Below are 26137 nucleotides of genomic sequence, written 5' to 3' on the forward strand. Positions count from 1 at the left end.
AACTTGTCCGCCGGGCACGCAATCATTTGTAATATTAATTCTATGTTAATCATAACGCACATGGCTATTGCCTGGTGTTATCTCATTGTGCTGAAAAACCCTGCTTAAAATGATTTTTGCTAAAACGTTTAACCAAATTTATTTTCCGCAGCAGAAAATCACTTAATTTATTGTAATTGGAGCAATAAAATATCACTATATGCTGTTTTATAGGATGTTAAAATTCCAATGTATTTTATTAATATTTAATTTTTTTACCTGTCGGATTGACAATTATTTCGAATTATTGAATATTATTATCTGATTTAATGAAAATTTCATAAAAATGACAATTTGTTATTAAAACGATTTAGTATATATTATATTTGATTTAACCAAATACTAATTTTTATGAGAATCCCTTACTATTACTCCAGAAGTACCTGTCTCCCTTATCGAGGACCTATCTTGCCGTTTCCAAAAAAATAAATTTTAAGAATCATTTTTTTACCAATTAAAGATCCATTAACTATGCGATACTTATGGGCGTGCCTTGCTTTTTTTGCCGCGTTTACATTAAACGTTTTACCGACTTTTGCAGCGGGCAATAAAATTCATAAAGACCTAACAATTAATTATTTACTCTTTCAGGATACGACCAAAATTAAATTCGTAACCCCAAAAGATTCCCTGCGGAAAGACAGTTTGGAGCAGCTCAAGCGAAGAACAGTTTATAACAAGCTTTCGGGAGGCGTACAGAAAGATACTAAAGAGCTATCTCTTTTCCCGGCCATTTCATTACAGCAGAACTTAAAGGGCAATTTTGCCGGCCTGTATGTTCAGGAGCCATCAGGCGAGCCCGGAACCATACAGAATATGTTTTTAAGGGGAGCGCCAATGCCGCTGCTTTCTAAAAAAGATGTATATGCCTCTCAGCCACTGGTGGTGCTTGATGGCGTTCCCTTAATTGGTGAACATCCCTTTGCTTTTGATATCCAGCAATATGATTTCAACAGGATCGGTCCGGCAACCAATTTATTAACCACTATCGATATCAATAACATTGCTTCGGTAGAGGTATTAAGCGATCTTGCTGCTACTGCAGTTTATGGTCCGAGGGGTGTTAACGGGGTAATTGTAATCAAAACAAAAGCTCCGGACGGTGTTTCGCGGGGCATCAGTTTCAATTCATATATCGGAATGGTACAAAAACCTATGGTAAATACTATTAACGGTAAATATGAAAACGAATTCAGGCAGCGTTTTTACGATATCTATACCACCAATGGCAGGTATTCTGACGATGAAGCCTATCCGGTATATTTAAGTGATTCACTTAATAATGTATATAGCGGTAAATCCAACTGGACAGATTTATATTATAAAAATGCATTGGTTTATGGCATCAACTTAGGTTTAACCGGTGGTTCTGACCGCGCAAACTTCAGGTTTTCGCTGGGTAATACCAAAAGCAGTGGTGTGGCAGATGATACCGGTTTAGACCGCTACAGTGCCATGTTCAATATTAATATGAAACCTGTTAAATGGTTGTTGTTTTCGGCCATGATTAACGGTAACCGTTTAAACCGCGACAGGAACAGGACTTTGCGCGACAGGTTTGCACAGATTAATTATTTCCCTGATTTAAGTGCGCCATTGGCACCAAACAAGGATTATTATGCGAGTTACCTGAACAACTACAGTAAAGGTTTTGATGATAATAAAACCAACAGTATACAGGGTTTTGCCAAATTGGTGGCCACTTTGGGCAAATTTACCTTAAGCACTACCTTCAATGTAGATTACAACGAAGGTTACCGCGATATTTTTTATGCAAGAACGCTGTTGCAGGGAAATAGTTATGCCTCTAACTATTATGGCTTTAACCAAAGGTTAATGATGGATAACAAGGCTACTTACGACCTGAAGCTGAAAGATGTTCACGATTTCCATTTCGAACTCGGTCAATCGATGATCTGGGACATTTATAAGTACAACTATGCTTATGCTTATAAAGGCGCCAACGATTACATCAAGATTAACCTGTTAGATTCTAAACCCAAACTTGATAACGGTGATGATAACCCAAACTACCTGGTGCCAACCGCTTTCCCAAGGGAGTTAACTTACCGTTTTTTGGATAAAACAGCCGATAACCTGTTATCATTTTATGGTAAGGTAAATTACGACTACAATGACAAATACTTTTTATCTGCAATATTAAGGGCAGATGGTTCATCAAATGCACAACCAACCAAACGCTGGTTTTATTCGCCAACGGTTTCGGCTGCATGGAACCTGAAAAATGAACTGCTTAAAAACGAAAAATTTATTGATGATTTAGTATTACGTGCCAGTGCAGGTAGGATGGGAAGGGCTTTCACCTTTGATAATTATGCACAGGGACCGCAATATACCGCATCAGTAGGATATACCGGCAACTTAACTGTACCGGGTTATAATGCAATTGGCGTATTAACCAGGCCATATTCTTTCGGTTGGGTAGGTTATGGCGTGCCGTGGTCGTATTCTGATCAGTTAAATATCGGCGCAGATGTAGCCATGCTTAAAAACCGTTTACATGTAGCGGTTGATTTTTATATCAAAGCGGAGAAAAACCAATTATTGGGCATTCCATCGTATGCGGAGTATGGTTATAAACAATCGATAGAAAGTGGCCTGAACATGACCAATACCGGGATAGATTTAACCGTTAGCGCACAGGTAATTGCTAAAAGTAAATTCTCATGGAATTCTTCATTAAACCTGAACCACAACAGCAATAAATTAACCGCCCTGCCAAGGGGATTGAACGAAATCATCATCGGCAACCGCTTTTTAAAAGTTGGTGAGCCGGTAGATCAATATTGGCTATTGGAAAATGAAGGTATTTATACTGCAAACAGCCAGGTGCCTGTGGTTAACGGACAGCCGTTAAAATACAATGGTACGCCATTAAAAGCAGGCGATCCGAAATGGAAGGATCAAAATGGCGATAACATTATCGACGAGAGGGATAAGGTATTAAAGGCACATTCTCTACCGGTTTTAGCGGGAGGCTTTGATAATGCTTTCAGGTATGGCAGCTGGACATTGAATACCAACCTGTATTTCAATCTAGGCAGAAAAATCATCAACGAAGAAATGGCTGCACGTTTCGATTTCGTAAACCACGAAGGCAATACAGATGTATCATCGGTGAAAGAAATCACTTTCTGGGAAAAAAGAGGCGATTATAGCAAATATCCGCTATACAGTCCGTGGAGTACCGTAATTCCTTACCGTACCGATCAGGACCTGTTTTTAGAAAATGGTTCATTCTTAAAATTAAGATCGGTTTCTCTAGGTTATGATTTCGGTAGCTTTTTTAAGCGAAAAAATATCAAGATCAACAAAATCTTTGTGTACGGCTCAGTAAACAATGTGTTTGTGATTACCAAATACACCGGTCAGGATCCTGAACTGGTAGGTTACGATGGCATTGATACAGGTTATGGTCAACCGATCCCAAGAACCTACACTTTGGGTGTTAAAATGGAATTATAATATGGAAAGAAATACGAACAAAACATCGATAATGATGAAGAAGATATTATACTCATTTCTATTTGCTGTAATTGCTTTATCGGGCTGTAATAAGGCATTAGATACAGATTCTACCCGTGTGGTGGGCGAAAAAAATATGTGGAACACTGTTGAGGATGCACGTGCCGGGATTATGGGGGTTTATGCCCTTACCCGTTCGGCGCTGTCTGATAACAACGGCCACTGGATTTACGGCGATGTAAGAACGGGCGAATTTACCAGTCCGAAAAGACAGGATTTAAAAGCCATCATCAGCAACAATTTAAATGCATCCTACCCTGTGGTTGAGTCGCTTTCTGATTGGACCAGGTTTTATGCCATTGTAAACGGTGCCAATGTTTTTCTGGAGAATGTTGCCCACGTTAAAGCAACTGATAAACGTTACTCGGATAACAACATGACCGTGGATATGGCGCAGGCCAGGTTTTTAAGGGCTTTTGCTTATTTCTACATGGTGCGTATCTGGGGTGATGTGCCTTTTATTATCTCTTCTAACGAGGGGGTATTTGAAAATAAACCGAGGGAAAGCCAGTCCAAGATTTTAGCCTGGGTACAATCAGAAATTTTAAGGGCAGCGGCCGACCTTCCCTACATTTACAGCGGAGGCGATATACAACAGCCAAGCAATTATTATAATGAGGACAGGACCCGTTGGGGAGGTGCTTTGGCCACTAAAGTTACCGCTTATGCCGTTTTAGCCCACGTTGCCGCCTGGACAGCCGATTACGCTAACGTGGCGAAATATGCAAAATTTGTAGAAGATAATTATGGCAGAACCGGTGGTGGTTATACATCGGTAACCGATTTAAGTAATTCGAATGGTTTTTTCTACAACAAGAACTATAGGCAGATGTTTGGCTTTAACTCTGATTACGGCCACATCGATGGTTCATCAACCGGGCACATTGAAGAGTTGACTTTAGCAGAGCCGATCACCACAAAAGCCATTCCCGATATCTACCTGCCAAAAGATTCGATCCTGAAATATTTTAATATGCCTAAGGACGAAAGGTTTGCTGTTGATACATTGGGTCAATCTAAATTCGACAGGTATTTCACCAATTTAAATGGCAAATATCCAATCTTCAGTAAAATCAAAGTAATACAAGGTGGTGGTAACGATCCTAACTTCAGGTATTTTACGAGTGCATTGATTTTTACCCGTTTAGAGGATATTGTATTGCTGAGGGCAGAAGCATTATCGGTGCTTGGCGATCAGGCCGGAGCCTTAAATGAGCTTAACAATGTAATTACCAAAAGGGTTACAGCCGATACACCTTCTCCTTATGATACAACAGATAATCTTGATGTGTTGAAGGTAATCTTTGAAGAGCGTCACCGTGAATTGATGGGTGAGGGGCAAAGGTGGTACGATATGATCCGCTACAACAAAATAAGACAGAACGATGCCAAATTTATGAACCTGATCAATTCGGGGGAATTTACTGGCCAATATCGCGCAAGCTCTTATTGCAGAACAATTTACTTACACAGAACCCTTACTGGCAATAAATAACAGATGTGAAACCAATGTGGATCTTTTAGCTCCATAATGGCTTCATCACCATTAAAATAATAAACAGATGAAAAATTTTGTAAAATATGTGGGAGCAGTAACCATGCTTTTATTGCTTGCCTTGGTGTATACGGCCTGTAAAAAAAACGGGGGCTATTACGATGCTGCTGATGAGGCAGCGCCTTTTGCAGGCAACACCTACGAATATTTAAAAAGTAAACCGGGCGTATACGATTCGCTTTTGGTGGCGATTGACCGGATGGGTTTAAAGAAAACACTTACAGATAGTAATGTAACCCTGTTTGCGGTAACCAATCCAAGCTTTCAGCTGGCTTTAAGAAATTTAAACAGTTTAAGGAAACAATCTGATAAAGATCCGTTGTTCCTTTCTAATATTGATGGCGTGCAGTTAGATACCATGGTTTCTTATTACATCATCAGGGGGGTAAAACCAACTGATTCTTTAAAGCTTCAGGATGGTTTAAACCTAACAAGTGTAAAAGTAGCCTATCCGATGCATGCAAAATCGACTAAAGGATCGGCATCGGGCGAGGTTGGTGCCGGCCCGGAGCTTATTGAGTTCAGTAACACCAAAAAAAGCAAATTTATCAGAAACTGGGCTACCAGTACCACGGCTTCTAACAACATCAAAACCAAAAACGGCATTGTACATGTCATCAGTCCCGATCATACTTTCGGTTTCGATGGCTTTGTAACCAGGTTAACTTTTGTACCACCTCCACCAAATTTAATGGTGACTGTGGGCGGCACTTTTTCTTCCAACCGCGAAAACGGTGGTGGACCAACCAGTGGCGAAAACTCTAAAAAAGTAATTGATGGGGATGACCATACCAAGTTTCTATGCGATTTAAACGGCTTTTTAACCATGCAGTTTAAGCTTAAAACACCAGAAGTGTCGTCAGTTTATACCTTAATATCGGCAAATGATGCGGTAGAACGTGATCCGAAAGCCTGGACATACGAGGGATCGCAGGATGGTGTTACCTGGACGGAGCTGCACCGGGTAAACAATTTCTTTTTTGAAGAAAGGTATCAGCAAAAAGTTTTCAGGTGTACCAACACGGTTGCCTACCAATATTACCGCATAAATATTACCGAGTTAAGGAGTGGCGGTACATTCCAGCTTGCAGAATGGACAATTAATAAATCGAAATAGGTGATGGAGTACGGAAAAAATAAATTAGAAAAACTTATGAAATCAATCGTAAAAAAAGAACTTCTTTTTATGCTGTTTGTGCTGGTTTTGGCAAGCGGATGTAAAAAGCTGTACAATTTGCCGGATGAAAAAGATTACTTAAGTACCAATGTAAATTTTAGCAATAAAATCCTCGAACCGATTATTGGCAGGAATAACCTGATAGGTGGGTTTAACAGCGATAACTCAACTACACCGATTACTTTCGAAATCGTAAATGCGAGATATGGAGATGGAAGGCCGGTGAGCGATATTTTCCAAAAAGCACAAACTTATGTTTGGACTGCTCCTTACACGGGCCTGGAAAAAAGCCTAGCAGAGATAGAAGCAAAAAGGAAAATCGAAGAACATCAACTGTTCGAAATCCGTTCTTCCGGACAGTTTATTTTATGGGGTTCGGCTACCAATCAGTTGATTACGCCAAGGCCTGCCGATAGTACCAATTTTGCACAGGATACCCGTTTTTTTGATATCAAGGTTAAAAATACAGGTGGCGAAAGATTGATCAAAGATTTTCAGATCAGGCCATTCCGCGAGCGCCCTTATGAGCCCTCGAACGATTTTAACGCTTATACCGGTTTGCCTGCACCTGATCCAAAATTCCCGTTGGATAAAAGATTGAGGGACTATATCCGTCCTTATTTAAACAATATAATCGGCGCTACCTCTAATATTGGCCTGATAAGCAATGATGATAAAAAAGATGTAGTCGTTTACATCCGTCCTTTTACAGGTGGCAATGGCCATTCATTAAGGATAAAAGCATTAAATAAAGATTCGGTAGAAATTAACCCTGCTTTCTTTAACGAAACCAAATGGGATAAAATGATACATGGTTTTAATCTACAAAAAACCGATAAATACGTGCAGTACGATGTGGCCTATCCAATTCCATTGGTAGAAATCCCTACCTCTTATGCATTGGGTGGTTCGAGGGCTAAAGCAGAATTAAGCTATTCAAGAGGCTCTTTCGGTGGCGGGCGTACGGTTGCAACCTTCGGTGTCGATTTCGCCATTTACAAAACAGGCGATTGGGAAATTGTATTTCATTTTAAAACAGATAATCCAAAGTTCGCCAGCGAATAGGCAATATTTAACGCTAATATTATGAAAAGAAATATACTTTTTTATGCATTGCTCATGATATGCATCATCTGTGGCACAAGTGCTTATTCGCAAGAAAAATACATCATTGTGACGGGTACGGTTATAGATAAAGAAACCAAACAGGGCGTTCCAGGGGTTTCGGTAATCCTCGAAGAAACCAATAAAGGCCTTACCCAAACCAACGGAAAAGGCCAGTTTACTGTGAATGTACCCATTGGTGGAAACCTATTGTTTAAATTTTTAGGTTTTAACACACAACGCACCAAAATTACAGGAGCCACCAACATTACGGTTACCATCGCCGAAGACCGCAAGGCTTTGGACGAGGTTATTATTGTGGCCTACCAGAAAAGAAGCAAGGAAACCACAACAGGGTCATCGGTTTCAATTTCTGGAAAGGACCTTCAGGATACACCGGTATCAAATCCCGAGCAGCTTTTACAGGGTAAAGTTCCGGGCTTAAATATCCAGAATAATACCGGTGCTCCAGGTTTCAGGGGCTCGGTACAGGTACGTGGTTTATCCAGCTTAAGTATTTCGGGCAGTGGTAACGAATCTTTCCTGCAGCCTACATCACCTTTATATATTATTGATGGAGTACCGTTGGATGCCGATAAAGCTGCCGAGTTTGGTTTTCAAACGCAAGGCCCGGGTGTGAGTCCGCTTTCTTTGATCCCACAGGAAGATATTGAAAATATCCAGATCCTTAAAGATGCACAGGCTACTTCCATGTACGGCTCAAGGGGTGCTTATGGGGTAATCATCATCACTACCAAGAGAGGTAACTCTAAAGTTCCACGCATCAGATATGTAACCAATGCCTTCGTTAATTCGCCACCTAAACTGCGCGAAACTTTGGGCGGAAACTCTGAAAGGTCATTAAAAATCCAGCAGATTATCCTTAATGCCGCAAATGTTGACGATATCAGAAAGATTTCTAATACACCATTTTTGGCCGATAGTTTAAATGCGTATTACAACAATTCTACCGACTGGCAGGATGTGTTTTTCCAAACTACCTATAATCAAAGTCATAACCTGGCCTTAGATGGTGGTGATCCTAAATTTAACTATAAAGCCAACCTGGGTTACTATAGCGAAAAAGGGGTAATTAAAAACACCGGTTACGATCGTTACAACCTGAACATGAACATGGAATTTAAACCGAACGATAAATTCAGGTTTTTCGGTTTCATCAATGGTTCGGTAGGTAAGCAAAACAAAGGTAACGGTGTCGGTTTGCTTCAATCGGGTGTTGCGGGAAATGGTCAGGCTTCTACCTTATTGCCTCCACCATCTTTCTATCAGGCAACTGGTGGGGTACTTTCTGCCTTACAGACTTTGAATGATAACAACTCGAGAAATTTAAGGACCAATGTGGAGGCCCGTTACGAGTTTATCCCTGGCTTGGCCGTATCTTCTACCTTAAGTTACGATTATACTTCAGATACCGAATCAACCTTTACACCGGCAGCAGCAAACGGTCAATACGCCAAACTTTACGATTATGTGGGCAGAAACTTCCAGTTGTATAACCGTAACGGTATTACTTATGCAAAAACTTTTGGCGAAAAACACAACCTTTTCATCAACACCTTTAACGAGATTTATAAACAGGGCGCACAGGCGGGCATTACCCGCCAGGAAAGGATCCCGAACGATCAGTTACAGGGACCGATTGGTTACGATGATTATAACTCGAGAGGCGGTGGTGTATTAAGTAATTACAGAAATGCAACCATTGCTTCATTTGCGGGTTCATTATCTTACGATTACGATAAAAAATATGTGGCCGAGTTCTCTTACCGTTTGGATGGTACCTCATCAAGCGGTTTGGAAAATCCCTACTCTAAAAACCCATCAGTGGGTTTAAGGTGGAACTTTAATAAAGAAAACTGGCTTGCCGATAAAAAATGGTTATCGTACGGTAGCTTAAGGTTAACCTGGGGACAGAACATTGTGCCAACCGGAAACCTGCAGAGCATTTACGGTATTTACAACCTTAATGGTAATTTTAATAATAATCCAACCATTGGTATCGATTTCGACCTGATTCCAAATCCAAATTTAAAACCAACCACCACCACACAGTACAACTTAGGTTTTGATTTAGGTTTCTTTAACGACAGGATTTCTGTAAATTTTGATACTTACTTTAAAAAGGTTGATAACCTGCTTTTCGATCGGTTTTTATCAAACACAACCGGTTTTAATAAATTGGCCAGTAACGATTTGGGTATTGCCAACTACGGTACCGAGTTAATGTTAACGGTTAGGCCGGTAGTAAGCAAAGACCTTGATATATCGGTATCGGTAAACGGCGCTTTAAACCGCGACATTCTGTTGAAATTACCAGCAGAATATAACGGCCAGTACATCAGGTTTGATAACTCCGGCTACCTGCAACATAATGTTTTCCGCGTAGGTAGAAACACCTTATCAAACTATTTAAGAATTAACCAGGGTGTTTACAGCACCGATGCCGACGTACCCGTAGATCCGGTTACCGGAAAAAGATACCAGAGCAACGGTCAGTTTTTTCTGGGTGGCGATCCGATCATTAAAGACGTAAACGGTGATTATATATTGGATAGCCGGGATTATGAGGTTACCGGTAACTCGCAGCCTTTAGTAACAGGCGGTGTATCTACAAACATCAGGTATAAAAACTGGGGCTTAAATGTGTACGCTACCTATACCGCTGACAGAACGATTTTGAATAACGCCCTGGCCGATAGGATTGCCATTATGCGTGATCCATTCTCTCAGAAATCGGTGGTTCCTTTAAACGATCTTGATATCTGGAGGTCACCGGGCGACGTGGCGAAATACCCCTATCCTTACGATTACAAACGCTTTGATCAGATCCAGCCATTACGTGCCGATCAAACCCTTTGGCAGGAAAACGGAAGCTATTTTAAAATCAGTAACGTAACCGTTTCATACATGTTCAATAAGAAACTAATCAGCAGGTTCGGGCTAAACCAGTTAAGGATCTATGCCTCTACCAACAACCTGGTTACTTTTTCTAAATACAGTGGACCAAACCCTGAGAACGTAACCTCATTAGGCCGCGATATTTCTACAGGTTATCCTGTTCCACGTACCTACAACATTGGGCTTAACCTCGAACTTAATACAGGCAACTAATTAATACTATCATGAAAAAAGTTATCATTTATACGATCATTATAGCAGCAACTTTTTGTTTGCCTGCATGTAAAAAGTTCCTGGACGTGCAGCCTTTGGATAAATTAACCGGAAACAACTTCTTCCAGTCTAAAGACGATGTTGTGGCCAATATTTATAATTTATCGAGGATTGTTTTTAACAAGTACAACGAAACTCATTTTATTGGTGCAACCGGCGAGTACCGCTCGGGCGAAGTGCTTTACGAAAGCCAGTCAGACCACGCTCCAGCGCGCTCATTTGTAGAGGTTTTGGGCAAAAACAATTTATTGACATTGCTTAGCGGTGGAGTGCCCTGGGTAACCGATATCAATTATAATTTTTACAGGATAACCGATTGGACAGGATATTATCAGGCCATCCAGGGGCAAACATCCTCATCGCTAAACTTGATGAAGGCATTCCCGGCGTATCCGAAGCCGAAAAAAATTCGTTCAAGGCCGAAGCAGCTTTTATACGCTCACTATGTTATTTCGTTATGGTTCGCCTCTATGGCAACGTTGTGTATTATACAGATGCTTTTCACTCGGCAGCATTACCAAGAGAAAACTTTGTATCTGTATTAAACAAATGCATTGCCGACCTTAAAACCTATAAAAATTCCATTGCGTGGACATATACCGATCCTGCACTGAAAGGTGTTAGGGCAAGCAGAGGCAGTATCGTGGCCCTGATGATGGAAATGAACATGTGGAATGCAGGTTTTGATCCCGGCAATGCCAAAAAATACTACGAAGAAACTGCCGATCTGGGTCGCGAGCTTATCGCAAGCAATGCCTACAGGTTATTACCAATCAACGAATGGGCAACAGTGGTAAAAGGCCGGTCGGATGAGAGTTTATTCGAGTTTTACCGCAGTATCAATTACGGTGATGCCAATACAAATCTTGCCCCCGTTGCCGATATGTTTTTGCATTATCCTTATAAAAGACCTGAGTATACCCACCGTGTAAGTTTTGCTTACTACAGGGGAGAGTACATGCAGAAAATTTTTCAGGATGGCAGTGATAGAAGGATTACCACCTGGTTTAACGAAGATATTTTTGCCGATAACGGGAAATTTATGATGTTGAAATTTGCGCAGAACTCATTTTCTACCGGTGAGGAAGATGCCAACCCCGACAATACTTTTATGATCTTCAGGTACGGTGGAGAAATTCTTTTGGCCGCAGAGGCCATGGCAAATGCCGACCAGGATGCTGATGCCATTAAATTGTTGAATATGGTGAGGCTCCGTGCAGGTGCATCTTTATATACCTCAAGCAACGGAAACCTGAAAGATTTTATTTTTTACGAACGTTCAAGAGAATTGATTGGCGAGGGCCATCACTATTACGACCTGGTGCGTACCAAAAGGATCTTAAGTAACCAATGGTCTTACAATGTACTTACTGCCGATAAATTTAACCGTGGTGCATGGACATGGCCACTCAGTTCGAGCGCATTGAACAATAATCCATATATGGTGCTCAACGATTACTGGGTTAACGGAGGTAATTAATTTATAAGAAGATTAAAAAGATATGAAAAAGCTAATAATGATGTGTGCAGCACTTTTACTCTTGCTTAATGCCTGTAAACGTGACGAATATTATATAGATGGTGGTAAAGCAAATGCCGATTATCCGGGCAGTATGCTAAAATACCTGCAGGACAAAAAAGTTCCTTTCGATACCGTGGCCCAGATTGTAAAACTGGCGGGCCTGGAACAACAGTTCGGCAGTGAAAATTTTACCTTTTTTGCTTTTGATGATGATGTAATCAAAAGAACCATCGGTACGGTTAAAACAGATGGCTTAAACGCTTATCTGTTCTATTCAGGTAAAGATACCGTTAAAACCCTGGATCAGATCGCGCCTGAAATCTGGAAAAAATACCTGCAGCGCTACATGTTTAAAGGCATAAACCGTTTAAAGGATTATCCACAGATTGATCTTGGCCTCCGAAGCATTTATCCTGGCGCCTTATACTACGATTATAACACCAGTGTGGCCAATATTGGAGTGAATTTTAATGATGCCAATGGGGTAAAATATATCGGTTACAGACAGTTAATATTCTCCTTTATCCCAGATATTTCGAAACCGGATGATCGTTGGATAACCGTGCCAATCGCATCATCCGATATTAAACCGACAAATGGTGTGGTACACACGTTAAGTTACACAGGAGCATACCTTGGGTTTGACCAATACGAATTTTTTAATGATGTATACATCAGTGGCTTAAGGCCAAGTAAAAGTAATTAGGTTTTATCAGAAGAAAAGAATTAAATCATGAAAAGAATCAAATATATTCTAGGCTTATTTTTCCTAATTGCCTTTACCATACTGGGCTGCAAAAAGCAGGAAGATCTGGGTGAAGATCCTTATGGGGCCGGAAAAGAACAATTAGGCATAACTATCAGTCAAACCGCACCTCCAACACCTGCTGAAGGTATCGTAGGTACAACCGTTACCATAAAAGCAACCGGGCTCGTGCCTTATAAAGATCAGTTAACTTTTATGTTCAATGGCGAAAAAGCGCAGGTATTAAGTGTAACCGCTAGCGAGATTACAGTTAAAGTGCCCGATGCCGGCAGTACAGGCATTACTTCCATTGCCATCGGCGATCAGTTGATTTTAGGACCAGCTTTTACCGTAACCGGCCTGATTAAAAACGACATTACCTGGAAAGCAACAGCAGGAGCAAACGGTTTTGTAAGCCAGTTTTACGAAATGAACGATGGCAGAGCGCTTGTAATTGGCAGTTTTAGCAACTATGATAACAAAGGTTTGGTAACCCCTATCAACAGGATTGCCAGAACCTCGTTGGATGGCGATTACGACCGTACATTTAGAACGGGCAGGGGTGCTAACGGATCGTTATCAAGGGTAATTGAAGTTGGCGGACGTTTTGTTATTGCAGGTGGTTTTAGCGGCTACAACCAACGTACCGAAAACATTAGCAACATTACCACTCTGTTTAATAACGGCGCCATTGATACCGTTAAGATCCAGACTGCGAGAAAACCGACCATAACCGATACCGTAACCCAGAAATGGTTTCCAAAATTTAACGGTGGTACTAATGGTTTTATCGACAAGATATACCCGCATCAGGGGAAAATATTGGCTACGGGCGATTTTAGGTATTATGTTAAACGTACCTATACAAAGGCCAATTACGATTTTACAAGAGATACGGTGATTCTCGACAGTACCGAAATCCGTCAGATTTTAAGGTTCAATTTAGATGGTTCGTTAGATAAAACCTATCGTTTTAATACTGCAACCAATAAAGGGAACACAAGCGCAAATGGTCCTGTTAGAACCTACATGCATACCGATGCAGCCAATTTAGAAAAACTGATGGTATTTGGTAACTTTAGTACCTTCGATGACCAGCCCGCTGTACGTATATTGCGTTTAGCAGCAAACGGTACCGTAGACCCTTCCTTTAACCCAGGTACAGGGGCCGATAATTATATTGGTTCCCTCACCTATAGTACCATCACCAGAAAATACCTGATTACCGGAGCCTTTACCAAATACAATGGCAAGCCTGCTAATGGAATTGCCCTAATAAACGAAGATGGTAGTTTGGACGAATCCTTCAGTGCCAGGACATTAGAAGGCGGTTACCCTGATTTCGCAAGGCAGCTTTCTAATGGCCTGGTGGTGGTAAGCGGTTATTTCAGAAAATATAATAATGTAACCAGAAACGGCTTTATGGTGCTCACCCCGGCAGGTTTACTGGCACCTGGTTATAATGCAACAGGTCCGTTTTCTGGAGGTTTATCAGATATTATTGAAACTAAATCAGCAGATGGCAAAAAAGCATTATTGCTGATCGGAGGCTTCAGCCGTTTCGATAACCAGCCGTTTTATAACATAATGAGAGTAACCATTGAATAAGCCTAACCAAAGATAAATTAAGATGAGCATGATGAAAAAATACAAGTTATTGTTGGGCGTTATTGCCACAATACTTACTACGGCCATATTTTCCTGCAACAAAGATTTCGATAGGACCCTTACCGCTAAAGACGGGACCGATACCACAAAAGTAAGGTATGGTAGCCGTAAGGTTTTATACCTCATTGTAGACGGTGCCAGGGGACAGTCGGTATCAACGGCGAATATCCCGAATATCACCGCCCTGCTTCCAACTTCCATCTACAGTTGGGTTGCGCTAAACCAACCAGAAGCCACACAAAATGCAACCAATTGGGCCAATATGCTTACTGGTGTTAAAAAAGAAAAAAACCTCGTAAATGATGATAATTTAACCAATAACAACCTGCAGAACTATCCGGTTATTTTTAAAAGGATCAAAGAGATCAAACCGAATGCTAAAATTGCAGCATATACTTCCTCTACAGTCTTTAAATCATTAACTACCGGTGCCGATATCAGTAGTCTGGTAACCAGTGATGCCGAGGTTAAGGCTGCTGTGATCAATCAGTTAAATACCGATACCGCGTCAGTAATCGTTGGCCATTTTACCGATGTAGATAAAGCAGGCCTGGTTTCAGGTTACGATAATTCTTTTGCAGCTTATAAATCGGCTATCGAGAAATTTGATACCGGGGTAGGGGAAATTATGACGGCTTTAAAAAAACGTCCAAACTACATCAACGAAGATTGGCTGGTAGTAATCGCTTCAAGCGATGGCGGTGCATTTACACTCCCACCAAACGCTGATGATCAGACTATTTTTAGCAAAACAGCTAACAATGCATTTATTATTTATTACAGTTCAGCCTACACCAAAAGAATTTTGGTAAAACCCTTTACCGGTAACCGCTATTTAGGTAAAACCGTTAAAATGAAAGGTACAGAGGTGCGTGCAGAAATTGCCGGCGAAGATGCAGCCGTTTACAATATCGACGATACCACGAAAATGACCATTGAGTTAAAAGTTAAAAAGAACCAGGAAAAACTTTTTTATCCAAGTGTTTTAGGGAAACGTAACGAATGGTCTAGCGGTCACCCTAGCGTAGGCTGGGTAATTTACCTGGAAGATAAGTATTGGTATTTCGAATGGAGGGGTACAAAAGATGGCGATTACCGCCAGTGTAGAGGTGCCGATCTGGTTCAGGGCAGATGGGAAAACCTTTCTGTAAAACTAGAACAGCGCGGTAACCAAAGATTTATCCGTACCTATACCAATGGTGTTTTCAATAATGAGCTTGAAATTACAGGCTCAGGTTCTTTGGTCAACTCAAATGCTTTAAAACTGGGCTATATAAACGGCCACGACCATGGGGAACCCGATTATTACGTAACCGATATCAGGTTTTTTAAACTTGCTGTTCCGGATGGGGTAATTCAGCAGTATGCCTGCGAAACCGCTATTGATCAAAGCCATCCTTCCTATAACTTTTTAGTGGGTTATTGGCCTGCTACCGATGGTAACACCGATAAAATGATCGATCTTTCTTCTCAGGCGCATGATTTTAACTTAAAAGGGAACTTTACGTGGGAGAATTTTAACGACCTGATCTGTCCGCCTTCAACAAGCACACTGGCACTTTTGGTTCCTCAAACTACAGATATCCCAACCCAGGTCATCAATTGGTTAAAAATAGCAAATAAACAGACCTGGTCGCTTGATGGCAGGGTTTGGTTAGATCAATAATAAAGTTTCGGATTATTTAAAATATCGAAAAATGAAAAAGATTATATATTCAATAGTAATGGGTTTAACCATTTTAATGGTTGCCTATTCTTGTAAACAATCGCAGGTAGAGGATTTGAAACTCCCTGACCCTGCAACACAGAGCATTACCGGCGAAGGTATTGTGGTGGGCAATGTAACCATCGATAACCAGTTTGTAAGGGTACCCTTTAAAATTTCGCTTACAGGCATGGCCGAAGAGGCGTTTCAGGTAGGCTTAACCCTTAATAACGATACCGTTACGCAGTTAATTAACAATGGAACCTTAGCCAACGCCATATTAATGCCATCGGCTGCGGTAGAGTATCCAACGGTAATCAACGTGGCTTATGGAACAAATAGTGCCGAGGGCATTGCCATTGTACGCCGTGCAACATTAGAACGTAATCTGGGTAAAAAAGTAGTTTTTGCATTAAAACTGGCTTCTCCTGGCAAAGGCAACAAAATTGCCAACGGCAAATCAAACATTCTTGTAGTGATCAATACCGACGAATTGTTGAAAGCTTCTGATGTCCATTACCTTACTTTTCAGGGTGGGGGTACCTATAATGTAATTTATCAGGGCAATTATACTCCGGGCCTTGCCGGTGTTACCATCCCCTTGATTGTGAGTTTGGAGAATGCGCCTTCTACAGCTTTTAATATAAAAATAAAAGAAAATATAGATACCATTGCTACCCTGGTTTCGAGGGGAACACTGCCTGCCGATGTGATTCATTTAAATGCCAAAGATTATACCCTCGATACTTTAGTGAGGTTTAATTCAGGCGCCAGCAGTGCTGCGGTAAGGTTATTTATTCCCTGGCCCGTATTCGATGCTAATATTGTAGCCAATAAGAAATTCGCTTTTGCTTTAAGCCTGTACGATAATACCAACCACGTGATACATCCTACAAAAGGAAAAGTAATTGTCGTGATTGATCCAAGTGTAAACCTGGATAATAATTCCCCGATCATTGGAAAAGGAACGGGGCTTACCGCCAGGTATTACACCGATACACAGCTTGATCCCGACGATGGACGGGCACCATTTGTAACAAGGGTTGATGAATCTATCAATTTTTCGGGTGATGGCTGGCCGGATAATGTTAAAGATGCCAATGGCAAAGCATTGAGCAGAGATAACTTCGCAACCAAGTGGACTGGAGAATTCCTGGCTCCGGTACGTGGTGATTATATCTTCTACCAAACCCGTTGGGATGATGGATCGAGGTTGTTTATTGACGGAAAAGCGGTTATCAACGATTATACCACACAATGGGATAAGCCTGAGCGTAAAGCAACCGTGCATTTAGAGCGCGGTATCCGATATAAAATTGAAGCTCACCACCGAGAAAATGTAGGCGGGCAACAGGCTTACCTCGAATATGAAGTGCCATCAGCCAGTTATGGTAAACGCGTAATCGAAAAAACACAGTTGTTTCCAACACCTTAAACAGGAATAGATATGAAAAGTAATATAAAAAGATTATTGGGCATCTGCTCCCTTTTACTACTTATCGTGGTGTTAACGGTAAAATGTAAAAAAAGCGGAAACGATGAGGTTGTTCCGGAAGTAGAAGAGCCAAAGCCATTGGTTACCTTTGATTATGCCATTCCAAACCCGGCAAAATACCAGGAGGTGCAGTTTACGGCCGTTCCAAAAAATTATAAATCACTACTGTGGCAGTTTGGAGATGATAGTACCTCTGTAGAAGTATCTCCAAAACACGTATACCGGTTCCCTGGAATCTACCGTGTAATTTTAACCATCAGAAACGGACAGGGTTATTCTGCAACCAAAGAGATCAATCTGAAAATTGTCGATCCTAATTTCGATCCAACCAAGTATGGAGAAAATTATATGGTTACTGTTGGTGGTACTTTCTCAGTTAACTTAGAAGCCGGAGCCGGAGCAGATTCTCCCGAAGGTTCTAAAAAACTGGTCGATCAGGATGTAAAAACTAAATTTTTACAAGCCGGTTTCGATGGCACCCAAAGGTGTACTTTCGAACTTAAAACACCACAGGTGGTGGGGGCATATACCCTTACATCGGGTAATGATGCTGCAGACCGTGATCCAAGATATTGGATTTTACAGGGCTCTTTAGATGGTATTCAATATATTGATCTGCATACCGTAACCAGTTGCCCATGGGAAAACACCGACACCGGAGCGAGCAGAAACCAAACGAAGCTTTTCCATTTCGACAATTATATTGCGTATAAATTTTATCGCCTATATATCAAATCGAACAGGGGAAGCAGGGTATTCCAATTAAGCGAGTGGACCATCAATAAAAAGCAACCTTAATTAATATACGCTCTACACATTTGAAAAATACATGAGGATTAAAAACTTCATGTATTTTTTTGAACCGCAGGTTTAAATGTCATTTAGACAATTAAAAAATGAATTCTCTTGTCAAAAGTAAATTATATTTTATACATTAGTAAAACGTTTAACTAAACGTCAAATCTAACCAGAATATAAGATCGTACCTCAATACACACACAAATTATGAACAAAACCAATTCTTTAAAATTTTTAGGCATACTCGGCTGCATGTTAGTCGGTGGTTTGCTAAAAGCACAGGAGCGAAAGGCACCTGCTTACCCTTTAATTACGCACAACACTTATTTCAGTATCTGGTCTAACACCGATAAATTAACCGAATCTTCTACCCAGCACTGGACGGGTGCAGATCAGTCTCTTTTAGGCATGATTAACGTTGATGGCAGTATTTATCGTTTTCTAGGCAAAGAAACTACTACATATAAAACCATTGTACCTGCATCTGATGAAAAAGCTTACGAAGTAAAATATACCGAAAGCGAGCCGCAGGGCGATTGGAAAGCTGCAAATTATACGGCCAGCAACTGGCAAACAGGTGCTGCACCAATTGGCGATGATGCCAAAAACGTAAAAACACTTTGGAAATCGCACGATATCTGGGTAAGAAGAACCATTAATGTGGCCAATCCTGCTTCCATAAACGAATTGTTCCTGAAAATAAACCACGATGACAACATCGAAGTATATTTAAATGGAAAGAAAATTTACACCAAAGAAGGCTGGACAAACAGTTTCCAATACATTGCTTTAAGCAATGGCGATAAAAATGCCTTAAAAGCAGGATCGAATGTAATTGCGATCCACCTGATTAATACCGCAGGTGGCCGGTTCCTCGATTTTGGTTTAGTGGAAAAGTTAAAAGACAATGCCGAAAAGGTACAGGTTGCCAAGCAAAAAAGTGTCGATATTAATGCTACACAAACCATTTATAACTTTACCTGCGGTAAGATTGATTTAAAATTAACCTTTACCTCTCCACTGTTAATGAACGATTTAGGTTTGTTTGCACGCCCGGTATCTTATGTTTCTTACCAGGTTAAAGCCAATGATGGCAAAACGCACCAGGTAAAAGTGTATTTAAGTGCTTCGTCTAACATCGCTGTTTACCGTCCTACGCAAGAAGTTACCGCAACCAAATACGCAACTTCTAAATTATCGGTATTAAAAACGGGAACGGTAGAGCAGCCTGTCCTTCAAAAAGCGAGCGATGATATGCGTATCGATTGGGGCTATTTTTATGTGGCTGCTCCAAAAACCAGTAATGCCATCCAGTTTGTAACTGCCGAGAAAGATGCTGCCGATGCTTTTAGAAAAGGCAACTCAGCCTCGACTGCTAAACAGGGTAAAATGCTGGCGCTTAATACCATTATTCCTTTTGGTACAGTAGGTAAGGCTGCGGTAGAAAAATATGTAGAACTCGGTTACGATGAAATTTATTCTGTTCAATACTTCAACAAAAATTTAAGGCCATGGTGGAATACTTCTGGTAAAGAAACCATGGAAAATCAGTTAACCGCTGCCGCTAACGAATATAAAGCAGTCATCCAGAAATGCGAAGCATTTAATAAAACCTTATATGCCGATGCATTAAAATCAGGCGGTAAAGAATATGCCGATCTTTGTGTTTTAGGTTACCGTCAGAGCATTGCAGCGCATACTTTAGTTAAAAGTCAGCAGGGAGAAATTTTGTGGTTATCGAAAGAAAACAACAGTGGCGGTTTTATCAATACGGTAGATGTTACCTATCCTTCGGCACCATTGTACCTCATTTATAATCCGCAGTTATTACAGGGCATGTTAAACGGTATTTTCTATTTCAGCGAAAGCGGAAAATATCCACATCCCTGGGCAGCACACGATTTGGGCACCTACCCATTGGCCAACGGACAAACCTATGGTGAGCCCATGCCGGTTGAAGAATCGGGCAACATGATTATTTTAACAGCTGCCATTGCCAAAGCACAGGGAAATGCCGGTTACGCTAAATTACACTGGAAAACCCTGACTACCTGGGTTGATTATTTAACCAAAGAAGGTTTAGATCCAAAAACACAGTTATGTACCGATGATTTTGCTGGTCACCTGGCGCGTAACGCCAATTTATCGGTAAAAGCAATTGTAGGTATTGCCTGTTATGCCCAAATGGCGAAAACATTGGGATATGATGATGTGGCCAAAAAATACAGGGAAATTGCCGAAAGTATGGTTCCAAAATGGATTGAGATGGCCGATGCCGGCGATCACTATGCTTTAACTTTTGATAATAAAGATACCTGGAGCCAGAAATATAACCTGGTTTGGGATAAAGTATTAAACTTGAACCTGTTTCCACAGAAAATCTACGATACCGAAACCAAATATTACCTAACCAAGCAAAACAGGTATGGTATTCCATTGGATAGCAGAAAAGCCTATACCAAAAACGACTGGATTTTATGGACGGCTACTTTTGCGCCAACCCAAAAAGAATTCGAGGCTTTGGTGCATCCGGTTTATAAACACGCTATCGAAACAGAATCGAGAGTGCCTTTGAACGATTTTTATGATTCGAATACCGGTATTCGCGATAACTTTAAAGCCCGTAGTGTGGTTGGCGGTTTCTATATGAAAATGCTTGCCGATAAGTTGAATAGTAAGTAAAGATCTCAGCCCCTTAAAATTAGCACAAAGGTCCTGCATTAATTTGCAGGACCTTTTTCATTCCCAGCGTTCCCTCCATTCCGCTCTTTCAGAGGGGTGTCCGCAGGACGGGGTGTTTTTTTATTCATCTTATCTGTAAGACTGGTTTAAATTTTAAATAAACTTAACAGATTTCTCCATTCCGCTGCGCTTCAGTCGAAATGACGAACTTTTCTTGTTCTGGAATACATGAACTTATATGTTTCTTAAATGCCTTATATGGTCAAAAAACTACGTTAGTTATCGACTGCGATAAATCGTCATTTCGACTACAATGGAGAAATCTGTAAGGCTGGCTTAAATAAACTTAACGGATTTCTCCATTCCGCTACGGATGAAGGATCGGTACGCTCCATCCGATAGCTATCAGATCGTAATGACGATGTTTCTTTTGCTACGGTATGTGTCTCCACTTACCATTCATACCTAAAACTCAAATTCCAACTGGTTATTCTCCGTTTTGTCAATCTCAATATCATCATAAAACCGTGATAACGTAATCCCCAGAAGCCTAATCTGGCTTACCCCTATATCCGCTTCCTTCAAAAGTTTAATCGCTTCCGCGTAAATCACCTCCGCCTTATTAACTGGTATAGCAAAAGACCTGCTGCGGGTAATGATCTTAAAATCCGAAAATTTTATTTTTAACGTTACCGTTTTACCGCTTAACTGATGTTTTTCCAATCGTTTCGATACAATCTCGCTGATTTGTTTCAGCAGATCGTGCATCACCGAATCTTCATTCGTATCCTCTGCAAAAGTATCTTCTGCACCCACCGATTTCGCTTCACGGTTCGCCCTCACAGGCCGGTCGTCTATCCCACGAACAATTTTATAATAAAACCTGCCCGATTTACCGAACTGGGCAACCAGTTGTTCCTCGGTTAGTTTTTTCAGGTCAGCACCCGTATTCACCTGCATGGCCTTCATTTTTGCCGCTGTAACCTTACCCACGCCAAAAAACTTCTCAACCGGGAGCTTTTCCATAAAGGCTTCGATCTTTGATGGGCCGATAAACGTTAAACCATCAGGTTTGTTCATATCCGAAGCTACCTTGGCCACAAATTTATTGGTTGAAATTCCCGCCGATGCCGTTAAGTTTAGTTCGTTTTTGATCGCATCTTTAATCGATTGCGCAATATCAATGGCCGAGCCGATACCGAGTTTATCTTCAGTAACATCAAGAAATGCCTCATCTAACGATAAAGGCTCAATGAGGTCGGTATAACGGCTAAAAATTTCCCTGATGGCTTTAGAAGCGGTCGTGTAGGCATCAAAACGTGGATATACAAAAATGGCAGATGGACAGAGCTGATAGGCTTTGCTGGAGGGCATGGCCGAACGGATTCCGTATTGTCTGGCTTCATAACTTGCCGTTGATACCACTCCACGACTATCAGGTTTACCTCCAACCACCAATGGTTTTCCCCTGTATTCAGGGAAATCGCGTTGTTCTACCGACGCATAAAAAGCATCCATATCAATGTGGATAATCTTTCTTAAAACTATTGGTGTTTCATCAGACATGAGAATAGCTAAATTTCGCTATTTTTTTTAGTATTATTGAAATAGAATTTTTTTCTTTACATAAAATGAAAATATTATTGATTATCGAGATAATTAGTAATACAGTTTCTGAAATAATATCCAATTCAAAATCAGTACCTTTTAATAAATGTGTCAAGTAATTAACCAAATTATATTATGAAACTTTTATCCGTCTGTTTATCGCTTCTTTTTATAAATATTAGTCATTCTCCCCAAACCAAAAATACGGTATCAAAAAAAGTGATGATTGTTCGCAGCTATCATGAGTTATTGGAACTCCCCAAAAAAACACAGAATCCACATAAGGTTGTCGCTGACTTTTCTGGTGATTTCACCGACTATTATATTGCCTTGTACCCATCAGAACCTGGTACCCTAAAAGATATTATCCTAGGGGATTATAATGAACAGATTAATGCATCAAAGGTATTTGGGTTTGATCTTGACCGTAACGCTTACCTTACCGTTAAAAGCAGATATAACCTGCCAAAATTTTGGGATGAAAGTGAAGCTGTACTACCCCCTTTAAAAGAAATTAACGAGGGAAAAACCTATTACCGGTTAAAGGGAAAACCAATAACGCTCAACCTTTGGACTGCTGATGCTATTTGTGAAAAACACATTAAGATAGTGGCAGGGAAGGCTGTTGATAGCATATTTATAGTTAAAAAACTAGCTAATCTACAGCCATTAGATAATTTTGTGGATAGCCTTTCATGTACTGTTCAATATAAATCTGCGAATTAATTTTAGAATAATTTTTACTTTTCTTTAAAAAAATATGGAAAGAGCAATCCGCTTTTATAAAAATGCAAAATATGAATGGTACGCTGATATACCCGAATGGGGCGGGAATATTGAGGATTTACAAATGGTAGAAGGTGCTGATGAACTATTAAACTGGATAGCTGCTGCAGAAAATGAATGTAAACTGCTTATGGCCGATGAGCAAATACAAAACGCGGAAATTTTAAACCTGGTTTACGTACGCGAAGAAAACCTGGGCGGTGGGGGAGATTATATGTTAGAAAGTTTTAGGGGCGAATTTAAAAATCATAAACTGTGGTTATGTAACGTAACCGAATTTGTTTTTAAACAGCTGCCTGAAAAGATTTACTTTAAAGAGATATAGACAATTTATTTAACGGTCTTTATTATGATTAATCAAACTCAGATGTTCTAAGGTGGCTTAGGTGGTCAAAAAATAACGATGAATATATTTTAGTGTTAAGATCTTAACAAGCTATCTGTTAATACACTAATTCAACAGTATATCTACCTTGTTTAATAACGAATCCATCTCAAATGGTTTTTCCATAAAGTCGTTTGCGCCCGCATCAAGCGCTGATTGCCTGATATCCCTGCTTGCAGAAATCATTAAAATGGGAATTTCCTTAAACTCAGGATCGTTTTTTAGCTGTTTGCAGATGTCTCTTCCATCATGACCGCTCATCCAGATATCGAGCAAAATTAAATCTGGTCTGTTTTTAACTGCATCAATTACAGCCCCGCCATCATAGGTAAATTCAACATCGTAGCCCATCACTTCCAAAATCATCGTTACAGCATCAACAATACCCTCGTCGTCGTCTGCAATGAGTATTTTCTTATTTCCCATTTTGTAATTTTATTTCCATATAGTTTTGTTTCGCAATAGGTAAATGAGAAGATGATTGATGGCGTATATGATTAATGCCGTAAAGATGCTTTTTGTTTTAAAAAAAACGAATATTTATTTAAAGAATTTTATCTCAAATATTGACTAATGTCAAGCAACAGAAGCTGGTTCTTTTATTCTCATTATGGTGAATTAACTGATAATTTATTATACATCATGCATATTCGTACATTAATATTTTATATTTACAGCGTTAATTCAATTGAATTAGGTTTAATAGCCAAAAATGGATAGTATAAATATTAAGAAGTTAGCAGAAGCTTTAAATCTATCTACTTCTACAATTTCGAGGGCATTTAGGGATAATAGCGACATTAGTTACGCTACTAAGGCACTTATACTCACCAAGGCTAAAGAATTAAACTACCAGCCTAACCATTATGCCAGTAACTTAAGGGAGCAGAAAAGTAAAACCATTGCTGTTATTGTTCCTGAGCTGGCCAACAACTATTTTTCGCAGGCCATTCACGGTATCGAACGGGTGGCGAGGGAAAATGGTTACCATATTCTCATTTATGTAACCGACGATGATTATCAAAAAGAGGTTACTTTTATCCGCCACTTGCATAATGGCAGGGCAGATGGGATTGTGATGTCGGTTTCGGGCGAGGCTAACGATCACAATTACCTGAATAAATTCGGAGCAAAGCGGTTACCGCTGGTATTTTTCGACAGGATTTACGAAGACATTAAAACGCCCAGGGTAATTACCAACGATTATAACAGCAGTTTTCTGGCCACAGAACATTTAATAGAGCAAGGTTGCAAAAGGATCGCATACCTGGTGGTAAATAAAAGTTTATCCATTGGTAAAACGCGTATGCAGGGGTATATTGATGCACTTGCCAAACACGGGGTACCTTTTGAAGAAAACCTGATTGTAGATTGCAGCAACAGTTACGAAGAAAATAGCGTAATTATAAAAGACGCCCTAATACAATTAAAACCAGATGGTATTTTTACCTCGGTAGAACGTTTGGCTTTTGCCACTTATTATGCCTGTTACGATCTCAACATCAGCATCCCTAAAGATTTAAAAGTGATCAGTTTCTCCAGTCTGGAGATTGCGCCACTGTTAAATCCTTCGCTCACCACCATTACCCAGCCCGCTATAGAAATAGGGGAGCAGGCCGCCAAATTATTGTTCACCATTTTGGATGATAATGCCGATAAAAACCAGTCGAAAGAGGTGGTTTTAACCTCCACAATTATCAAGCGGAATTCGACTTCAAAAGGCTAAAAAAATCTCCAAAAAACAGCCGTTTTTAAAGCCTTATTTTTTCAAAAAAATTCTTCACTTAGTGTAAAATACGCAGAATTCTGACCGATTTTCGGGAACGTTCCCGAAAGATGACGGAATTTTGATCTATCTTTTTCGGGAACGTTCCCGAAAAACACCCTGAAAATGGCTTAGTGTAAAATTTACACTTTAAAATCAAATTTAACATTTTTATTTAATTGATAATCAATTAAATAATAAATTAACAATTAATTAATGTGATTTTTTAGGCTAGTCTAAAAGTCTTATTTTGTGATGTTTTTGAAACCCCGTTTTTTATCCGAAATATATTTTTTAAATAAATTTTGAAATCTCATTAACAGCTGTAAATTAGGCCTATGTGTAAATCACTATAATATTTAACC

At 40.1% G+C, this 26137-nt stretch carries 18 protein-coding genes; 16 read left to right on the top strand and 2 right to left on the bottom strand.

Features of this window, described 5'->3' with window-relative positions; all coding sequences use genetic code 11:
- Positions 1–510: 510 nt before the first annotated feature.
- From H9L23_RS25530 to H9L23_RS25585, 13 genes are all read left to right on the top strand, one after another.
- Positions 511–3525, top strand: coding sequence for a SusC/RagA family TonB-linked outer membrane protein (locus H9L23_RS25530; RefSeq protein WP_187592923.1), 3015 nt, complete (start codon positions 511–513; stop codon positions 3523–3525).
- A 31-nt stretch (positions 3526–3556) separates the two neighbouring features.
- Complete coding sequence (locus tag H9L23_RS25535; RefSeq protein ID WP_246474790.1) at positions 3557–5080, top strand: RagB/SusD family nutrient uptake outer membrane protein; 1524 nt, start codon at positions 3557–3559, stop codon at positions 5078–5080.
- Between the two features lie 67 nt (positions 5081–5147).
- Positions 5148–6257, top strand: coding sequence for a discoidin domain-containing protein (locus H9L23_RS25540; RefSeq protein ID WP_187592924.1), 1110 nt, complete (start codon positions 5148–5150; stop codon positions 6255–6257).
- Positions 6258–6293: 36 nt separating this feature from the next.
- Complete coding sequence (locus H9L23_RS25545) at positions 6294–7382, top strand: DUF5007 domain-containing protein (RefSeq protein ID WP_187592925.1); 1089 nt, start codon at positions 6294–6296, stop codon at positions 7380–7382.
- A 21-nt stretch (positions 7383–7403) separates the two neighbouring features.
- Positions 7404–10553 (top strand): SusC/RagA family TonB-linked outer membrane protein, encoded by a 3150-nt coding sequence (locus H9L23_RS25550; protein ID WP_246474791.1) that lies wholly within the window; start codon positions 7404–7406, stop codon positions 10551–10553.
- A gap of 11 nt (positions 10554–10564) precedes the next feature.
- On the top strand, positions 10565–11158 hold the full coding sequence (locus H9L23_RS27170; RefSeq protein WP_394355227.1) for a hypothetical protein: 594 nt from the start codon (positions 10565–10567) through the stop codon (positions 11156–11158).
- Positions 11071–12093 carry a RagB/SusD family nutrient uptake outer membrane protein gene (locus tag H9L23_RS25555; protein ID WP_394355228.1) on the top strand — a complete coding sequence of 341 codons (1023 nt, stop codon included), beginning with the start codon at positions 11071–11073 and terminating at the stop codon, positions 12091–12093. Before H9L23_RS27170 ends, H9L23_RS25555 begins: the two co-directional genes overlap by 88 nt.
- Before the next feature lie 22 nt (positions 12094–12115).
- Positions 12116–12841, top strand: coding sequence for a hypothetical protein (locus tag H9L23_RS25560; RefSeq protein WP_187592926.1), 726 nt, complete (start codon positions 12116–12118; stop codon positions 12839–12841).
- A gap of 27 nt (positions 12842–12868) precedes the next feature.
- Complete coding sequence (locus H9L23_RS25565) at positions 12869–14488, top strand: DUF5008 domain-containing protein (RefSeq protein WP_187592927.1); 1620 nt, start codon at positions 12869–12871, stop codon at positions 14486–14488.
- Between the two features lie 28 nt (positions 14489–14516).
- Positions 14517–16214 carry a DUF4983 domain-containing protein gene (locus H9L23_RS25570; RefSeq protein WP_187592928.1) on the top strand — a complete coding sequence of 566 codons (1698 nt, stop codon included), beginning with the start codon at positions 14517–14519 and terminating at the stop codon, positions 16212–16214.
- Between the two features lie 31 nt (positions 16215–16245).
- Positions 16246–17688, top strand: a complete 1443-nt coding sequence (locus H9L23_RS25575) for a PA14 domain-containing protein (RefSeq protein WP_187592929.1) — start codon at positions 16246–16248, stop codon at positions 17686–17688.
- A gap of 12 nt (positions 17689–17700) precedes the next feature.
- Complete coding sequence (locus H9L23_RS25580) at positions 17701–18546, top strand: PKD domain-containing protein (protein WP_187592930.1); 846 nt, start codon at positions 17701–17703, stop codon at positions 18544–18546.
- Positions 18547–18753: 207 nt separating this feature from the next.
- Entirely contained in the window at positions 18754–21228 is a 2475-nt protein-coding gene (locus H9L23_RS25585; RefSeq protein ID WP_187592931.1) for a glutaminase family protein, read from the top strand.
- Between the two features lie 465 nt (positions 21229–21693).
- Here the strand turns inward: H9L23_RS25585 and dinB are convergent, their stop codons facing one another.
- The gene (dinB, locus tag H9L23_RS25590; RefSeq protein ID WP_187592932.1) at positions 21694–22794 is read right to left on the bottom strand and encodes a DNA polymerase IV; all 1101 of its coding nucleotides are present in this window, start codon (positions 22792–22794) and stop codon (positions 21694–21696) included.
- A 177-nt stretch (positions 22795–22971) separates the two neighbouring features.
- On the opposite strand from dinB, the gene H9L23_RS25595 reads away from it, so the two are divergent.
- Together H9L23_RS25595 and H9L23_RS25600 are read left to right on the top strand one after the other, a co-directional pair.
- The gene (locus tag H9L23_RS25595; protein WP_187592933.1) at positions 22972–23562 is read left to right on the top strand and encodes a hypothetical protein; all 591 of its coding nucleotides are present in this window, start codon (positions 22972–22974) and stop codon (positions 23560–23562) included.
- A gap of 34 nt (positions 23563–23596) precedes the next feature.
- Positions 23597–23947: a DUF6717 family protein gene (locus H9L23_RS25600; RefSeq protein WP_187592934.1), complete on the top strand. Its 351-nt coding sequence runs from the start codon at positions 23597–23599 to the stop codon at positions 23945–23947.
- Positions 23948–24073: 126 nt separating this feature from the next.
- On the opposite strand, the gene H9L23_RS25605 is transcribed toward H9L23_RS25600, so the two are convergent.
- Positions 24074–24433: a response regulator gene (locus tag H9L23_RS25605; protein ID WP_187592935.1), complete on the bottom strand. Its 360-nt coding sequence runs from the start codon at positions 24431–24433 to the stop codon at positions 24074–24076.
- 286 nt (positions 24434–24719) lie between these two features.
- On the opposite strand from H9L23_RS25605, the gene H9L23_RS25610 reads away from it, so the two are divergent.
- Complete coding sequence (locus tag H9L23_RS25610; protein ID WP_187592936.1) at positions 24720–25733, top strand: LacI family DNA-binding transcriptional regulator; 1014 nt, start codon at positions 24720–24722, stop codon at positions 25731–25733.
- Positions 25734–26137: the final 404 nt, after the last annotated feature.

The organism is Pedobacter roseus (assembly GCF_014395225.1).
Lineage (GTDB): Bacteria > Bacteroidota > Bacteroidia > Sphingobacteriales > Sphingobacteriaceae > Pedobacter > Pedobacter roseus.